The following is a 16,236-nucleotide window of genomic DNA, read 5'->3' on the forward strand; positions in this document are numbered from 1 at the left end:
ATGAAGAGAAATCCATCTCAACTTCGGGCAATCACTCACCTGTCAGGACCTATGATGGTTCTGGCAGGTCCCGGCTCGGGGAAAACTTCCGTTATTGTGGAGAGAACTGTATACATGATCAATGAGGGGAAGATACCGGCTTCTTCTATTTTGGTTGTAACTTTTTCCAGAGCAGCGGCAACAGAGATGAAAGAACGATTTTTGAAATTCGTGAACAGTGATCGGAGTGAAGTGACCTTCGGAACCTTTCACGGAATTTTTTATGGCATTTTAAAGGCTGCATATAATCTGAATGCATCTAACATCCTGTCAGAAGAAGAGAAATATAGTATTCTTCGGGAAATGACGGAGAAATTCGGACAGGAAATGGAGCAGGAGGGAGACTTTCTCGAGGAGATAGCAAAAGAAATCAGTGTAGTCAAGGGAAATTGCATTTCCCTTGAGCATTATTATGCATCCTGTTGCTCAGATGAGGTTTTCCGGGAAATTTATAATGGATATAAAAATGCTCTCCGCACCCGACGGAAGCTGGATTTTGACGATATGATCCTCTGTTGTTATGAACTTTTTTCCCAGAGATCGGATATTTTGAAAGCCTGGCAGAAAAAGTTTGTTTACATTCTGGTGGATGAATTTCAGGACATTAACAGTCTTCAGTATAAAATACTGCAAATGCTGGCTGCACCTGCAAATAATCTGTTTATTGTAGGAGATGACGATCAGTCCATCTATCATTTTCGTGGAGCCAGACCGGAGATCATGCTGAATTTTACCAGAGATTATCCGGGGGCAGAAACAGTCCTTCTGGATGTAAACTACAGATGCTCAGGTAATATTCTGAAAACAGCTATGAATGTGATCAACTGTAATAAAAAACGTTTTCGTAAGAAACTTACTACACCCAATGATGTTGGGATGCCTGTTACCTGTAAGGTTTTTGACAATCCCAGGGAAGAGGCTGTCTGTGTTGCGGCAGCTCTGAAAAAAAGACTGGAAAAAGGAGAAAAACTGGAAAATACGGCGATTCTTCTTCGGACCAATCAGGAGGCAGAGAGTCTGATCACAGCTCTTATGGAGTATCAGATTCCTTTTACGATGAAGGAACAGCTTCCGAATCTGTACAGACATTGGATCTGCCGGAATCTGTTGGCATATCTGCATATGGCAGCAGGGGACAGAAGCAGAAAAAATTTTCTGGAGCTGATGAATCGCCCAAACCGCTATATTTCCAGGGATGCGTTAAAGAATTCCCAGATTAGTTTTCATGATCTCAGAGAATATTATAAAGATAAGGATTGGATGTGTGACCGGATTACTACACTGGAAACGCACCTGCGGATTCTTGGTACTCTTTCTCCTTTTGCTGCTGTTAATTTTATCCGCAAGGGGATGGGATATGAGGAGTATCTGCGGGAATATGCTCAGTTTCGAAGACTGAAGCCGGAGGAGCTTTTGGAAATCCTGGATCGGATCCATGAGAGTACCAGAGGTATGAAAAACCTGAAGCAATGGGAAGATTATATAGAGGATTATACGGAAAAACTGAATGAACAGGCAAAAAGGCAGAGAGACCGTAAGGAGGGAGTAACAGTATCGACTCTTCATGCAGTGAAGGGGCTGGAATATGATATTGTTTATATTCTGAACGTAAACGAAGGAAGCATTCCATACAGAAAGGCTGTTCTTGCAGAAGCTGTAGAAGAAGAAAGAAGATTGTTTTATGTAGGAATGACCAGAGCCAGGAGAAAACTGGTTCTGGCCTATGTGAATCGCCAATATGAAAAGGAACGGGAGCCATCCCGTTTTCTTGAGGAGACAGGCTTATGAATAAAGGGGTTATTTATTATACCAGAATAAGGGAAGAATATCAGAATACTCATCTGGAGCACATGATCGGAGATAAGCTTCTGGAAACAGCCCTGAAGCAGGAGCGGAATATAAAGCTGAGTGAGGAACCCAGGGGAGTGGGAGAACATGGAAAGCCTTTTCTTTCTTACAGACCAGGCGTACATTATAATATCAGCCATTCAGGTGCTTATGTGGTATGCGTTCTGGCAGACCAGGAGGTGGGAATCGATATACAGATCCATCGAAAGGTAAACTATGACAGAATGCTTCGGCGGATGGTTACAGAAAAAGAAAGAGAAGAAATACTGAAGAGACCGGATCTGGAACAGGAATTTTTCAGGCAGTGGGTAATACGTGAGGCCTTTATTAAATGGACAGGAGAGGGACTTTCCAGGGATCTTCGAAAAATTTCTGAAAAAGAAGGTGTCTGCAGGTTTTTAAACCTGCCGGAAAGGGAAAAGGGGTACAGCTGTGCTCTGTGGTCTGCGGATCCGATAGAAATAACCTGGAAATATGCAGATATTATGCTTGATTAAAAAATGGATAAACAGACGAAAAAAGAAATCCGAAGGCTGACTGTAAAAGTGATTATAGTGGCAATGGTATTTGGGCTGGCTTTCTGGGGTTATGCATTTGTCTACAGAGGCAGAACAGAACCGCCGGCAAAATATCCGGTCACTAATCAGGATGCAGCGGTTTATTCTCTCAGAGGACAGATCCAGATGCTTTCTCAGAAGGAGGATCTGATTGCATTTGCTTTTGAAGACAGAAAAAATGAAAAAGAATATGGAACCTATATTATTCCGGGACTGAAATATACCAGAACCTTCCTAAGTGCTCAGGGAAGCAAAAAGGCTGTGTGTACTTCCATGACTCCTCAGGGCCTGGCGATCACCCCGGAATATGTGCTGATCAGTGCCTATTGTCATACAGGAAAGCACAATTCGGTTATTTATGTGATAAATAAAGAAACCCACCGGTTTATCAAGGAGGTTGTTCTTCCGGGACGGCCCCATGTGGGAGGACTGGCCTATGATGAAGAGCATAATATGCTGTGGTATTCCTCCAACGTAAATGGGATTGCCCAGGCGGTGAGTATTAAAATGGATGTACTGCAAAATTATAATTACACAGAAAACAATATGCCGGTACAGACAAATCAGATCTGCAGCCTTTATGGAATCATGAGAGATTCTTTTATGACTTTTTACAAAGGTTGTCTTTATGTGGGCTGCTTTAATAAGTATACAGAGAGCAATATTGCCAGGTTTAGCGTGGACGGAGAGGGAAACCTGATCAATACCTTTGACAAAACGCTGGGAATGAATTTCGAGATGGCTGTTCCTCTGGATTATTCAACAATTTCTGAGCAGGCTCAGGGAATGGCATTTTATAATGATAAGCTTTTGCTGTCCCATTCTTTTGGGATTTTGCCATCCAGGGTGGTTTTTTATGAACAGTCGGATAAGAGATTGTATGTCAACGAAAATTCAGCAAGAAGCTTTCGATTTCCGGAAATGATCGAGCAGATCGTAGTAGAGGGAGATGACCTTTATGTGCTGTTTGAATCGGGAGCCTATGCTTATCGGGGATATACAGGAAATGTGGTAGACAGAGTGCTGAAGCTGAGTCTGCCCAAAATGGAGGCTTTCGAAAGCAGAAATGAAGTGGGAAATCTGGACTGAAAAAATCAGGGGAGAAAAGTTTCAGGGAATAAAATCAGATTGTCCACATATATTAAGTGTAAAGAGGTGAGATATATAGAAGCAGAACAGATTGAAAACCTGTTTGCAGGGAATATCCGGCAGCTTTTAATGGATGCGAAACTGAATTATGATAAATTATATGAAATACGCCTTCGGGTGGGGAGACCCTTGTTTCTGACTTATGACGGCGGAGAATGCTTTCTCAAAAGACCGGGGCAGGAACAGTATCTGGTTACCCGTGAGGATTTGAAAGAAACTCTGGAATATGTGACAGGCTACTCGCTATATGCTTATGAGGACGAAATCCGCCAGGGTTATATCAGTGTGCAGGGAGGACATAGAGTAGGAGTGACAGGAAAGGTGATTCTGGACCGGGGCAGGATCATGGGGATGAAATATATTTCCTGTATTAATGTCCGGCTGGCCCATGAAGTGCAGGGATGTGCGGACAGCATCATGTCCTATATCCGTACACAGAACTGGGTAGCGAATACGCTGATCATTTCACCGCCCCGCTGTGGCAAGACAACTCTCTTGCGTGATATTATCCGTCAGCTCAGTAACGGATGGGCGGATACTCAGGGTCTGACTGTAGGCGTAGTGGACGAGAGAAGCGAACTGGCAGGATGCTACCAGGGGATTCCTCAAAATGATCTGGGAATGCGCACAGATGTGCTGGACTGTTGCCCGAAATCTGAAGGAATGCAGATGCTGGTACGATCCATGTCTCCGGATGTGGTGGCTGTGGACGAGCTGGGGTGCGAGGAGGATTTTAAAGCTGTGGAAACAGTGATCCACTGTGGCTGCAAGCTGATTGCCACTGCTCATGGAGAAAGCCTTGAGGATATTTTGGACCAGCCATTTTTTTACAGACTTATGAGCGAAAAGATTTTTGAGAGATATATTATTCTTGGCAAAAATGATCAGGCAGGATATCTGGAGGGAGTTCTGGATGAAAATGGAAGGATATGCTTAAAACAATAGGAATCTGTATGATCCTGCTCTCAGGTGCAGGTCTGGGGTTTAACAAAAGCAGGGAACTGGGAAACAGAAAAAAACACCTGGAAATGCTGATGAGAATGATTATCCTGTTAAAAGGAGAAATACGTTATGGAAATACGTCTCTGTACGATGCCTTTACCGGAGCTGCCGGCAAACTGGAGGGAAAGTACAGAGAATTTTTTTTGAATACAGCAGAGGAGATAAAAAAGAAAAAAGGAAAACCCTTTGGGGAAATTTTTCGCAACTGTGCCCGGGAAAGTCTGGATGATCAGAATTTTACCAGAGAAGAAAAAGAGAAAATCTTTTCCCTGGGGGAGAGACTGGGATATCTGGGAATGGATATGCAGCTTCGTCAGCTTCAACTTCTGGAGGAGGATTTGGAAAATGAAATACAGGAACTGAATAAAGATCTGAAAGAAAAGAAAAAATTGTATCAGAGTCTGGGAATTCTGCTGGGTATTTTGCTGGCAGTACTGGTAGCATAAAAATAACAGGAAAGGAAGAGGAAGATATTGGAGGTCAGTATTATTTTTAAAATAGCTGCTGTGGGAATTCTGGTCTCTGTTCTCTGCCAGGTCCTTAAACACAGCGGAAGGGAAGAACAGGCTTTTCTGGTAAGCCTGGCGGGACTTTTAATGGTTCTGTTCTGGATCATTCCCTACATATATAAACTGTTTGAAGATATCCAGCAGCTATTTGTGCTGTGAAACAGGCCATCTCTGCATTCAGAAAGGCAGGATTGAGAAGGATATGGATATAATTAAAATTTCAGCCCTGGGAATCTGTGGTGTGATGTTAGGGTTCCTGTTAAAAGGCACCAGGCCGGAATATGCTTCCCTTGTTACTATGACCATAGGTCTGACAATTCTGGGACTGGCAGCAGGTAAGGTGGCTTATTTGTTTGAAACTTTGGACAGACTAAGAAAGAGTGTCTCCATTGATGGAAGTTATATAGCCATTTTGCTGAAAATCATTGGTGTGACCTATATCGGACAATTTTGTGCATCTATCTGTAAGGATGCAGGATATCAGGCGATAGGGGCACAGATTGAGCTTTTCTGTAAGCTGTCAGTGATGGTACTCAGTATGCCGGTCTTATTGGCAATTCTGGATACTATTTCGGAGTTTATGGTATGAGGTGTTTCCGGAGGATAGTCAGGATACTGGGAACTGCCCTGATGCTTTGGATCTGCCTCTGTCAGGTGCAGGCTGCAGGAGCACAGACAGAGACCGAAGATGGAGAAATATCGGTGGTTCAGGAAGAACTTTTGGGACAGATGGAATTAGAGGAAATCCAGAAGCTGGTAGATGGAATTCTGGATGAGAAAAGCTTTTCGATAAAAGATGCAGTGATGAATATGATGAAGGGGGAAGAACCTATTTCAAAAGAAGCAGTGCAGGATATGGTGCACAGCTTCTTTTTTTCAGGAATAAACCAGGAGAAAGGAATGCTTTTTCGCATTTTACTTTTGATACTTCTGGCTGCAGTGCTGTCGAATTTTGCAGATGTATTTGAAAATGGATATGCAGGAAATGTAAGTTTTTATATTGTGTATCTGGTGTTGTTTATGACTCTTATGGAGAATTTTGCAAATCTTGGAAACTCTCTGACAGAATATCTTGTTTCTCTGACAGAACTTATGAGGGTTCTGGCCCCTGCATATTTTATTGCCACAGCTGCTTCTGCGGGAGCTTCCACAGCAACTGTTTTTTATGAGGTTGCGATGTTACTTATCTGGACAATTCAGTGGTTCCTGGTCTATATACTTTTACCGGGAGCAAAGATATGTGTTCTATTGAAGCTGGTGAACCATCTGTCCAGAGAAGAAATGCTGGGAAAAATGGCGGAGCTTTTGGAGATAATGATAAACTGGGGATTGAAAACTCTGTCAGGTACAGCTGTAGGACTGCAGGTTATAAGAAATCTGGTAGCTCCTGTGATGGATTCGCTGAAACGTTCTGTGATTGGAAAGACGGCTGCAGCAATACCGGGAATCGGAAATGCTGTGAATACGATTACAGAATTGGTGCTTACTAGTGCAGTACTGGTAAGGAATAGTCTGGGAGGAGTGAGTCTGGTACTGCTTGCAACAGCAGGGCTGGGACCGATTTTGCATTATGGATTTCTTTCCTTGTCTTATCGATTTCTGGCAGCTCTGGCTCAGCCGGTTTCAGATAAAAGGATCGTCGGGGCATTAAGTTCTATGGGGGAAGGCTGTGCTATGCTTTTGAAGATTTTTTTTACAGCGGAATTGCTGTGCATGCTTGCGTTTTTGATCCTGCTGGCAGGAGGCTGAACAGAATTGCTGTGAGAAAAAATGAAAACAGTTGAATCGGGGGAATTATGAAAGAAATTGTTTATCAGTGGGTGAAAAATCTGGCAGTTTTCTATATTTTGCTGACAGTAGTTCTTCACCTGATACCGGATAAGAAATATGACAGATATGTGCGTCATTTTATGGGGCTGTTGCTGATTGTTATGATGAGTGCACCGGTGTTTATGCTTTTGGGTAAAAGTGGGAAGATTATAGAGAGCTTTCAGATGAATTTCAATCAGGAGAATGAAAAAAGAGAAGAAAGGGAAGTGGAAAATCTTCAGATGATATATCTTCGGAAAGGATATGCTGCAGAGCTTCAGAAAAAAATTATGGAATCTTTAAAAAACTGTGGCATAGAAGTACAAGATGTGGAAGTAAATATAGAAGGAGAGAAATTCAAGGCAGTAATCACAGTGGACAAAGAGACCACCGGGGAACAGAAAGGAAGGATTGCAGATGATCTCAGGGAAAAATGGGGACTCAGGGAAGGGGAATATAGTATCCAGACTGAAGAATATGACTCCCGGGCAGTGGATCATTCTGCTTCTGCTGGGGTTACTGCTGGCAGTGGCAGCCCTGCCTGTGGCTGAAGGACAACAAAAGTCTGCCATTTCTCTCGCAAAAGATTCTGACAGTGAAGAAAAAAATCAGCTGGAGAAAAAACTGGAGAGTATTCTTGAGAATATGGAAGGGGTGGGAAAGGTGCAGGTGATGTTGATGACAGATGAGAGAAACAGTGGGGAAAGCTTTATGGAGTCTGGAGGAGTACAGGTTACAGGAGTTCTTATTTCTGCCCAGGGAGGAGAAAATCCGGTGACAGTATATAAGATTCAGCAGGCAGTAATGGCATTATTTCAGGTAGAAGCCCATAAAATAAAAATAGTAAAAATGAAATGAGGAGAATAATGTGAAAAAAGTCATCAAAAAAAATCAGGTGATCATCACCTCCCTTGCAATCCTGATCGCAGTGGCCGGATATCTGAATTTCGCAGATGTGGATCTTGGGGTCAAGGATAAGGAGGCCAGTACGGACAGCAGCAGTATTCTGGAGGATGCAGGGTATGATCTGACAGATTCGGAAGACACCAGTACCCCGGGAGAAGCAGTTCTTACAGGAACTGACAGCTTTGCAGCACAGGCAAGGATAAGCAGAGAACAGACCCGTTCCCAGAATAAGGCAGATCTGCAGGATATCATTAATAATAAGGATATTGATGATGAGAAAAAACAGGAGGCCATTCAGACTATGGTTTCCATGACAGATATTACCGAAAAGGAAGCGGCAGCAGAACTTCTCCTGGAAGCAAAGGGATTTGAAGATGTGATCGTCAATCTGACAGGAGAAACTGCAGATGTGGTAGTGCCGGAAGAAGAACTTTCTCAGGCACAGAGAGCACAGATTGAAGATATTGTAAAACGTAAAACCGGAATCGCACCGGAAAATATAGTGATCACACCTCTGAATCAGAGTGAAGAGGATGCAGGGGATGAAGAAGTAGAAGAAGATGAGGCAGAACAGACAGAAGAAACCGATCAGCAGACAGAAGAGACAGCTGCTTCACCTTATGAAGATTCGGTGGTTGATTCTACAGACATATATGACTAGAAAATGATGTTGTACATTGGCTCTTGACAGGCCGCTATAGCATATACTAGAATAGGAATGCTGTAAAAAAATAATGATAATTAAGAAGAAAGAGAGTTCAGGAGGCCGAACGTGTCTAAATATACCAACGAAATAGAAAAGAGAAGAACATTTGCCATTATTTCCCACCCGGATGCAGGTAAAACTACATTGACTGAAAAATTTCTGCTGTATGGCGGAGCAATCAATCTTGCCGGAAGTGTAAAGGGCAAGGCAACTGCCCGCCATGCAGTATCAGACTGGATGGAGATCGAGAAGGAGAGAGGTATTTCCGTTACCTCTTCTGTTCTCCAGTTCCATTATGATGGATATTGTATTAATATTCTGGATACCCCGGGACATCAGGATTTCTCTGAGGATACCTACCGTACTTTGATGGCTGCGGATTCTGCTGTCATGGTTATTGACGGCTCCAAGGGTGTGGAGGCTCAGACACGTAAGCTGTTTAAGGTATGCGTGATGCGTCATATTCCAATTTTTACTTTTATCAACAAAATGGACAGGGATGCAAACGATACCTTTGATCTTCTGGACGAAATAGAGAAGGAACTGGGAATTGCAACCTGTCCTGTTAACTGGCCTATCGGTTCCGGTAAGAAATTCAGAGGTGTATATGACCGCAATACAAAGGAAATCCTTACTTTCTCTGATACTCAGAAGGGAACCAAGGAAGGTGTGATCCAGGCAATCCCTTTAAATGACAGCCGTTCAGATGAGGTGATGGATCCGGAGCAGAAAGCACAGCTTCTGGATGAGATTGAGCTTCTGGATGGCGCAAGCGCTGACTTTGATCAGGAGCTTGTGAGTAAAGGTAAGCTTACTCCTGTATTTTTTGGATCTGCTCTGACTAACTTTGGTGTGGAAACATTTCTGGAGCATTTCCTTCAGATGACCACTTCTCCATTGGCAAGAACATCAGATGAGGGTCTGATTGATCCTATGGATGATGATTTTTCAGCCTTTGTGTTCAAAATTCAGGCAAATATGAACAAGGCCCACAGAGACAGAATTGCATTTATGCGAATCTGCTCCGGTAAGTTTGACGCTTCCCAGGAGGTATATCATGTGCAGGGAGAGAAGAAAATGCGTCTTCTTCAGCCTCAGCAGATGATGGCAGAATCCCGTCATGTGGTAGATGAGGCTTATGCAGGGGATATTATCGGTGTGTTTGACCCGGGTATTTTTTCTATTGGTGATACCATCTGTGCACCGGGCAGAAAGTTTGCTTTTGAGGGAATTCCTACCTTTGCACCGGAGCATTTTGCCAGGGTACGTCAGATTGATACCATGAAGAGAAAGCAGTTTGTAAAGGGAATCAACCAGATTGCCCAGGAGGGTGCAATCCAGATTTTCCAGGAGTTCAATACAGGTATGGAAGAAATCATAGTTGGTGTAGTAGGTGTACTGCAGTTTGATGTGCTGAAATATCGTCTGGAAAACGAATACAATGTGGACATCCGTCTGGAAAACCTTCCCTATGAACATATCCGTTGGATCGCAAATAAAGAAGAGGTCAATGTGGAGAAGATCACAGGAACCTCCGATATGAAGAAAGTAACGGATCTTAAGGGAAATCCACTCCTGCTTTTTGTCAATGCATGGAGTGTGGGAATGACAGAAGACAGAAACCCGGGCTTAATATTAACAGAATTCAGCAAATAACCCTTTTCAATCGTTTTTCAATTTGATATAATATATAAAAATATTGGTTTATTGTCTCCAGCTTTTTATGTTTTGGAGGCATCAATGAATTCCGTAGGAGGGTTTCCAATGGCAGAAAAAAGAATAACATATAAAATACAGGATTTAGGCGGCATTGGTGAGGTCCAGATTGCAGATGAAGTGGTTGCTATTATAGCAGGACTTGCTGCTACAGAGGTGGAAGGAGTAGCTTCCATGGCAGGGAATATTACCAATGAACTGGTAAGCAAGCTTGGAATGAAGAATCTTTCCAAGGGTGTAAAGGTTACCGTATTAGAGGGCGTTGTGACAGTAGAGCTGAACCTGAATATTGAATATGGAAAGAATATCCTGGAGACCAGTAAAAAGGTTCAGGAGAAGGTTAAATCTTCCATTGAGAATATGACAGGGCTTGAAGTTGCAGATGTAAATATTCACATTGCCAGTGTAGATATGGAGAATGAAAAAGGAAAGTAACCCTTTCCTTTTTTCTGTTACATACATGGTACTGTCGCCGTCAGGCGGCATGTCTGTTTAGGAGGAATTATGCGAAGAAGAGAGCAGAGAGAACATATATTTAAGCTTCTGTTCATGACAGAATTTAATTCAGAGGAAGAGATGAATGAGCAGCTCTCCCTCTATTTTGACAGCCTGGAGGAACTGGCTGAAAAAGATCAGGAATATATGCGGGAAAAATATAATCATGTACTGGAGCATCTGGATGAAATTGATGCACTTTTAAATGAGACAAGTAAGGGCTGGAAAACAAAAAGAATGAGCCGTGTGGATCTTACCGCCCTGCGTCTGGCTGTATATGAACTGAAGTTTGATAAAAATGTGCCTACAGGGGTGGCTATCAATGAGGCTGTGGAGCTTGCAAAGAATTTCGGCGGTGACACATCAGGCTCCTTTGTAAACGGTATCCTTGGCAAGATTGCCAAAGACGAAGATACTAAAGACGAAGATACTAAAGAAGATGTCAAAGTCGAAAGTGAAGAGAAAACAGAATGAAAAATGCATATTCTGTAGGCCAGGTAAACCGTTATGTAAAGAACATGTTTACCCAAGATTTTTTTCTGCAGAAGATATATGTAAAAGGAGAGGTGTCCAATTGTAAATATCATACAAGCGGGCACATCTATTTTTCCCTGAAGGATGAAACCGGTACAATGAGCTGTGTGATGTTTGCAGGACACAGAAGAGGACTGGCTTTTTCCATGAAGGATGGGGATAAGGTGATCGTTGGCGGTTCTGTTGATGTGTATGAGAGGGACGGACGATACCAGCTCTATGCAAAGGAGATAACCCTGGAGGGAGCAGGAGCTTTGTATGAGAGATATCTGGCATTAAAACAGGAACTTGAGGAAATGGGAATGTTTGCCGGAGAGTATAAACAGCCCATTCCAAAGTTTATCAGACGTCTGGGTGTAGTGACAGCTCCTACAGGTGCTGCTGTACAGGATATCAGAAACATCTCATATCGCAGAAATCCCTATCTTCAGATTATTCTGTATCCTGCTCTTGTACAGGGGGCAGATGCGGCAGAGAGCATTGTGAAGGGCATCCGTATGCTGGACAGGTTAAATGTGGATGTGATCATTGTCGGCAGAGGTGGAGGATCTATTGAGGATCTCTGGGCATTCAATGAGGAAATTGTGGCAAGAGCAATTTTTGAATGCAGAACCCCGGTTATTTCTGCAGTGGGACATGAGACAGATTTTACAATTGCAGATTTTGTGGCAGATCTGAGAGCTCCTACACCGTCGGCTGCGGCTGAGCTGGCAGTGAATGATTACAGAAGTGTGGTAGAGTCGGTTTCTGTTTACAGACAGAGAATGTACCGGGCTATGAGTACACGTCTGGATTTTTACAGGAGCAGACTGGCAAATTTTAGTACAAAGTTTGGCTATCTGAGTCCGGAGTACAGGCTGAGAGAGCAGAGACAGCGTCTGGCAGATGCAGAGAGCAGTCTGCAGAATGCAATGGAAGGAAAGCTTAAGGAGAACAGACACAGGCTTTCTCTGTATGTGGAGCGTTTTACCGGACTATCTCCGCTGCGCAAGCTGAATCAGGGCTTTTCTTATGTGGCAGATCAGGAGAAAAGGACACTGACAAGTGTAAAACAGGTAAAAAACGGGGATACCATTTATATATCTGTAACAGATGGAACTATAGAAGCAAAGGTGAACAGCATCAAAAAGGAGGAGCGTATCCATGTCCAAGGATAAGAGCAATGATCAGGTACTGGAAGAAAAGACTTTGGAGGAGGCTTTTACAGAGCTTGACGGACTGGCAGAAAAGCTGGAGGACAGAGAAACCTCACTGGAGGATTCTTTCCGGTTTTACAGACAGGGGATGGAGCTTTTGAAATTTTGCAGTGAGAAACTGGATACTGTGGAGAAAAAGATGCTGCAGATAAATGAGGATGGGACATTCAGTGAATTTTCAGGAAGAATTGACTAAAAAAACCAAAGAAATAGAAGCTGTGATCAGGGAGTATCTTCCTGCGGAAGAGGGCTTTTCCAGAACTATGGCTCAGGCTATGAATTACAGTATGCTGGCAGGAGGCAAGCGCCTTCGCCCCATGCTGATGCAGGAAACTTTCAGGCTGTTTGGAGGCAGCGGGAAGCTGGTAAAGCCTTTTATGGCAGGAATGGAGATGATCCATACCCATTCTCTGATCCATGATGATCTTCCGGCTTTGGATAATGATGATTACCGGAGAGGCAGGCTGACCACACATAAGGTTTATGGAGAGGCTATGGGTATCTTAAGTGGAGTAGCACTTTTGAATTACGCCTATGAAACCATGCTGCAGGCATTTGCCATGGCAGAAACTCTTCAGCAGAAGGAAGCTGTGATAGATGCATTGCAGGTAATGGCTGAGAAGACCGGAATCCACGGTATGCTTGGCGGTCAGAGTGTAGATGTGGAGAATGACGGCAAAGCTTTGGAAAAAGATATGCTGGATTATATCTATGAGAATAAAACCGCTGCACTGATTGAAGCCTCCATGATGACTGGTGCTATTCTGGCTGGTGCTGATGCAGAGCAGGTATCGGTGATAGAACAGGCGGCAAAAAGAATCGGACTGGCCTTTCAGATTCAGGATGATATCCTGGATGTGACCAGTACAGATGAAGAACTTGGAAAACCGGTTCACAGTGATGAGAAGAACCATAAGGTTACTTATGTAACACTTTTTGGAACAGAAAAGGCGGCAGCACAGGTTGCCGGACTTTCGGCAGAGGCAGTAGAGCTGTTGGAAAGCCTGAATAAGAATAATGAATTTCTGTATTTACTGGTGGAAAAGCTGGTAAATCGCAGAAAATAAAGGAAGGATACAAATGATTCTGGAAAAAATCAAAAAACCCAATGATATCCACAGGATACCTTTGGCAGATTTTCCGCTCCTGGCAGATGAAATCAGAGATTTTTTAATTCAGTCCGTAAGTAAGACTGGAGGACATCTTGCTTCCAACCTGGGTGTGGTAGAGATGACCCTTGCACTGCATAATGTACTGAATTTTCCGGAAGACAAGCTGATCTGGGATGTGGGACATCAGGCATATACACATAAGATCCTTACAGGAAGAAAAGAACAATTTATAAATCTCCGGCAGGAAGGTGGCTTGAGCGGATTTCCTAAGAGAAATGAGAGTGATTGTGATTCTTTTGATGCAGGTCACAGTTCTAATTCTATTTCTGCAGGTCTGGGATACGTGCGTGCCAGGGATATCCTGGGACAAAAGCATACCGTGGTTTCTGTGATCGGTGACGGTGCCCTTACAGGTGGTATGGCCTATGAAGCATTAAACAATGCGGCAGATTTAAAAACCAATTTTATTATTATTATTAATGATAATAATATGTCTATTTCCAGAAATGTAGGTGGAATGTCCACTTACCTCAGTGCTCTGAGAACGGCAGAAGCCTATACAGGGATGAAGCTTGGGGTGACGAAGACTCTGAAGAAGATTCCCAGGGTAGGAGAAGCCGTGGTCGATACCATGAGAAAGACAAAGAGCAGTATCAAACAGCTTTTTATTCCCGGTATGCTTTTTGAGAATATGGGCCTTACTTATCTGGGACCGGTAGACGGTCACAATATGCGTCAGATGATGAAGCTATTTAATGAGGCAAAACGGGTAGAGGGCCCGGTGGTGGTTCATGTCCTCACAAAGAAAGGAAGAGGTTATGCACCGGCCAGTAACCATCCGGCACGTTTTCACGGCACAGGTCCTTTTGACATCAAGACAGGCCGTGTGCTGGAGAAGAAAAAAAGTCTCACATACACGGATGTGTTTGCGAAAAAGATTGTTTCTCTGGGAGAAAAAAATAAAAAGCTGGCAGCAATTACAGCTGCCATGCCTGATGGTACAGGCCTGGTAGAATTTGGAAAAAGATTTCCGGACAGATTTTTTGACGTAGGAATTGCAGAGGAGCACGCCGTAACTTTTGCAGCAGGACTGGCATTAGGAGGGATGATCCCTGTTGTTGCCATTTATTCTTCGTTTTTGCAGAGAGCAGTAGATCAGATGCTTCATGATGTCTGTATGCAGAATCTTCATGTGATTTTTGCAATAGACCGTGCAGGTCTGGTAGGGGCTGACGGAGAAACTCATCAGGGATGCTTTGACCTGTCTTATTTATCCATGATGCCCAATATGAAGGTACTGGCACCAAAGAATGCAGCTGAACTGGAACAGATGCTGGAATATGCAGTAGCCTGTGAAGGTCCTGTGGCAATTCGCTATCCAAGAGGCTGCGCTTATCAGGGATTGACAGATTACAGAGCACCTGTGATGACTGGAAAAAGTGAGATCATTGCCAAGGGAAAAGAAATCGCAGTGCTGGGAGTGGGAAGTATGCTTTCGGATTGCGAAAAGGTCTGTCAGGGGCTGAGAGAAGACGGATATGATCCTACGTTAGTGAATGTAAGGTTCGTAAAGCCGCTGGATGTGGAGCTTCTGGACTGTCTTGCAGGAGACCACAGTCTGTTTGTGACTGTTGAGGAGAATGTAAAAAGCGGTGGATATGGAGAGCATGTAGCTGCCTATATGGAGGCATGCCACCCGGAAAGCCGGGTACTTACTGCTTCTGTGTGGGATCACTTTGTACCTCAAGGTAAAGTGGAAAGCCTGCGTACAAAAATCGGACTGGGAGTGGAAAATATCCGGGAGTCCATAGAAAACAGTGAGGTTTTGAAGAAAAAATGAAAAAGCGATTGGATATGCTCATGATGGACCGCGCCCTTGCACCTTCCAGGGAAAAGGCAAAAGCGTATATCATGGCAGGAGATGTATATGTAGATGGTCAGAAGGAAGACAAGGCAGGAACAATGTTTCCGGAGACCGTAAAAATAGAAGTAAGGGGAAATATACTTCCCTATGTAAGCAGGGGCGGCCTGAAGCTGGAAAAGGCAATGAAGAATTTTGATGTGACTCTGGATGGTAAAGTCTGCATGGATGTGGGAGCGTCCACAGGGGGATTTACAGACTGCATGCTCCAGAACGGGGCTGTGAAGGTATATTCTATTGATGTAGGATATGGACAGTTGGACTGGAAACTTCGCAATGATCCAAGGGTAGTCTGTATGGAGAAAACCAATATCCGCTATGTGCTTCCGGAAAATCTGGAAGGTCCGGCAGATTTTTCATCCATTGATGTTTCTTTTATTTCTCTTACCAAAGTACTTCTGCCTGTGAGAAATCTTCTCACAGAAGAGGGAGAAATTGTGTGTCTGATCAAACCTCAGTTTGAGGCAGGTCGTGAGAAAGTAGGTAAAAAAGGGGTTGTTCGGGATCCGGCAGTTCACAGAGAAGTGATCGAGAAGGTACGGGACTATGCCATGAGTATTTTCATGGAACCCTGTCATCTTTCATTCTCCCCCATCAAAGGACCGGAGGGCAATATTGAGTATCTGCTCCATTTGAAAAAGCATCCGGAGGGCAGTGAGATCACTGACAGTCTGCAGGTATCAGTGGAGGAAGTTGTTGCAGCTGCCCATGGGGAGCTGGATAAATAATAATCCGGA

The 16,236-nt window shown here is 43.6% G+C and carries 19 protein-coding genes; all 19 read left to right on the forward strand.

Annotated elements, in window-relative coordinates; translation table 11 throughout:
• The 19 genes from ACTNDS_RS01735 (at position 1) to ACTNDS_RS01825 (ending at position 16,227) form a co-directional block, all read left to right on the forward strand.
• Entirely contained in the window at positions 1-1,827 is a 1,827-nt protein-coding gene (locus tag ACTNDS_RS01735; protein ID WP_441032965.1) for an ATP-dependent helicase, read from the forward strand.
• The gene (locus tag ACTNDS_RS01740; RefSeq protein ID WP_173743233.1) at positions 1,824-2,384 is read left to right on the forward strand and encodes a 4'-phosphopantetheinyl transferase family protein; all 561 of its coding nucleotides are present in this window, start codon (positions 1,824-1,826) and stop codon (positions 2,382-2,384) included. The genes ACTNDS_RS01735 and ACTNDS_RS01740 overlap by 4 nt, the downstream gene beginning before the upstream one ends.
• A 3-nt stretch (positions 2,385-2,387) precedes the next feature.
• Positions 2,388-3,533 (forward strand): hypothetical protein, encoded by a 1,146-nt coding sequence (locus tag ACTNDS_RS01745; RefSeq protein ID WP_303242016.1) that lies wholly within the window; start codon positions 2,388-2,390, stop codon positions 3,531-3,533.
• Between the two features lie 66 nt (positions 3,534-3,599).
• Positions 3,600-4,538: a stage III sporulation protein AA gene (gene spoIIIAA / locus ACTNDS_RS01750; RefSeq protein ID WP_303242017.1), complete on the forward strand. Its 939-nt coding sequence runs from the start codon at positions 3,600-3,602 to the stop codon at positions 4,536-4,538.
• Positions 4,523-5,041 (forward strand): stage III sporulation protein AB, encoded by a 519-nt coding sequence (locus ACTNDS_RS01755; RefSeq protein WP_441032968.1) that lies wholly within the window; start codon positions 4,523-4,525, stop codon positions 5,039-5,041. Before spoIIIAA ends, ACTNDS_RS01755 begins: the two co-directional genes overlap by 16 nt.
• A 27-nt stretch (positions 5,042-5,068) precedes the next feature.
• Positions 5,069-5,263 (forward strand): stage III sporulation protein AC, encoded by a 195-nt coding sequence (gene spoIIIAC, locus ACTNDS_RS01760; protein ID WP_173743230.1) that lies wholly within the window; start codon positions 5,069-5,071, stop codon positions 5,261-5,263.
• Positions 5,264-5,306: 43 nt separating this feature from the next.
• Entirely contained in the window at positions 5,307-5,693 is a 387-nt protein-coding gene (locus ACTNDS_RS01765; protein WP_026077024.1) for a SpoIIIAC/SpoIIIAD family protein, read from the forward strand.
• Entirely contained in the window at positions 5,690-6,853 is a 1,164-nt protein-coding gene (locus tag ACTNDS_RS01770) for a stage III sporulation protein AE (protein WP_441032973.1), read from the forward strand. The genes ACTNDS_RS01765 and ACTNDS_RS01770 overlap by 4 nt, the downstream gene beginning before the upstream one ends.
• A 47-nt stretch (positions 6,854-6,900) precedes the next feature.
• A complete protein-coding gene (locus tag ACTNDS_RS01775; RefSeq protein ID WP_173743228.1) occupies positions 6,901-7,464 on the forward strand; it encodes a stage III sporulation protein AF in 564 nt (187 codons plus the stop codon).
• Positions 7,457-7,771, forward strand: a complete 315-nt coding sequence (locus ACTNDS_RS01780) for a hypothetical protein (protein ID WP_441032976.1) — start codon at positions 7,457-7,459, stop codon at positions 7,769-7,771. Before ACTNDS_RS01775 ends, ACTNDS_RS01780 begins: the two co-directional genes overlap by 8 nt.
• Before the next feature lie 10 nt (positions 7,772-7,781).
• On the forward strand, positions 7,782-8,480 hold the full coding sequence (locus tag ACTNDS_RS01785) for a SpoIIIAH-like family protein (RefSeq protein ID WP_441032979.1): 699 nt from the start codon (positions 7,782-7,784) through the stop codon (positions 8,478-8,480).
• A gap of 111 nt (positions 8,481-8,591) precedes the next feature.
• Complete coding sequence (locus ACTNDS_RS01790) at positions 8,592-10,181, forward strand: peptide chain release factor 3 (protein ID WP_441032981.1); 1,590 nt, start codon at positions 8,592-8,594, stop codon at positions 10,179-10,181.
• 108 nt (positions 10,182-10,289) lie between these two features.
• Complete coding sequence (locus ACTNDS_RS01795) at positions 10,290-10,676, forward strand: Asp23/Gls24 family envelope stress response protein (protein WP_173743224.1); 387 nt, start codon at positions 10,290-10,292, stop codon at positions 10,674-10,676.
• Between the two features lie 69 nt (positions 10,677-10,745).
• Complete coding sequence (gene nusB / locus ACTNDS_RS01800; protein WP_173743223.1) at positions 10,746-11,210, forward strand: transcription antitermination factor NusB; 465 nt, start codon at positions 10,746-10,748, stop codon at positions 11,208-11,210.
• Positions 11,207-12,427, forward strand: a complete 1,221-nt coding sequence (gene xseA, locus ACTNDS_RS01805; RefSeq protein WP_441032985.1) for an exodeoxyribonuclease VII large subunit — start codon at positions 11,207-11,209, stop codon at positions 12,425-12,427. The genes nusB and xseA overlap by 4 nt, the downstream gene beginning before the upstream one ends.
• Positions 12,414-12,662 carry an exodeoxyribonuclease VII small subunit gene (xseB, locus tag ACTNDS_RS01810; protein ID WP_173743221.1) on the forward strand — a complete coding sequence of 83 codons (249 nt, stop codon included), beginning with the start codon at positions 12,414-12,416 and terminating at the stop codon, positions 12,660-12,662. Before xseA ends, xseB begins: the two co-directional genes overlap by 14 nt.
• Entirely contained in the window at positions 12,637-13,533 is an 897-nt protein-coding gene (locus tag ACTNDS_RS01815; protein WP_441032988.1) for a polyprenyl synthetase family protein, read from the forward strand. The genes xseB and ACTNDS_RS01815 overlap by 26 nt, the downstream gene beginning before the upstream one ends.
• Positions 13,534-13,546: 13 nt before the next feature.
• The gene (gene dxs, locus ACTNDS_RS01820) at positions 13,547-15,418 is read left to right on the forward strand and encodes a 1-deoxy-D-xylulose-5-phosphate synthase (protein ID WP_441032991.1); all 1,872 of its coding nucleotides are present in this window, start codon (positions 13,547-13,549) and stop codon (positions 15,416-15,418) included.
• A complete protein-coding gene (locus ACTNDS_RS01825; RefSeq protein WP_441032993.1) occupies positions 15,415-16,227 on the forward strand; it encodes a TlyA family RNA methyltransferase in 813 nt (270 codons plus the stop codon). The genes dxs and ACTNDS_RS01825 overlap by 4 nt, the downstream gene beginning before the upstream one ends.
• Positions 16,228-16,236 lie beyond the last annotated feature (9 nt).

It is taken from the genome of Blautia sp. HCP3S3_C12 (assembly GCF_052064155.1).
GTDB lineage: Bacteria > Bacillota > Clostridia > Lachnospirales > Lachnospiraceae > Blautia_A.

Bases quoted from the DNA above. Each gene is read 5' to 3' on its own strand.
- ACTNDS_RS01740 (WP_173743233.1), top strand. From the start codon at position 1,824: ATGAATAAAGGGGTTATTTATTATACCAGAATAAGGGAAGAATATCAG.
- xseB (WP_173743221.1), top strand. From the start codon at position 12,414: ATGTCCAAGGATAAGAGCAATGATCAGGTACTGGAAGAAAAGACTTTG.
- ACTNDS_RS01795 (WP_173743224.1), top strand. From the start codon at position 10,290: ATGGCAGAAAAAAGAATAACATATAAAATACAGGATTTAGGCGGCATT.
- ACTNDS_RS01825 (WP_441032993.1), top strand. From the start codon at position 15,415: ATGAAAAAGCGATTGGATATGCTCATGATGGACCGCGCCCTTGCACCT.
- xseA (WP_441032985.1), top strand. From the start codon at position 11,207: ATGAAAAATGCATATTCTGTAGGCCAGGTAAACCGTTATGTAAAGAAC.
- ACTNDS_RS01775 (WP_173743228.1), top strand. From the start codon at position 6,901: ATGAAAGAAATTGTTTATCAGTGGGTGAAAAATCTGGCAGTTTTCTAT.
- ACTNDS_RS01735 (WP_441032965.1), top strand. From the start codon at position 1: ATGAAGAGAAATCCATCTCAACTTCGGGCAATCACTCACCTGTCAGGA.
- ACTNDS_RS01745 (WP_303242016.1), top strand. From the start codon at position 2,388: ATGGATAAACAGACGAAAAAAGAAATCCGAAGGCTGACTGTAAAAGTG.
- ACTNDS_RS01765 (WP_026077024.1), top strand. From the start codon at position 5,307: ATGGATATAATTAAAATTTCAGCCCTGGGAATCTGTGGTGTGATGTTA.
- dxs (WP_441032991.1), top strand. From the start codon at position 13,547: ATGATTCTGGAAAAAATCAAAAAACCCAATGATATCCACAGGATACCT.
- nusB (WP_173743223.1), top strand. From the start codon at position 10,746: ATGCGAAGAAGAGAGCAGAGAGAACATATATTTAAGCTTCTGTTCATG.
- ACTNDS_RS01755 (WP_441032968.1), top strand. From the start codon at position 4,523: ATGCTTAAAACAATAGGAATCTGTATGATCCTGCTCTCAGGTGCAGGT.
- ACTNDS_RS01770 (WP_441032973.1), top strand. From the start codon at position 5,690: ATGAGGTGTTTCCGGAGGATAGTCAGGATACTGGGAACTGCCCTGATG.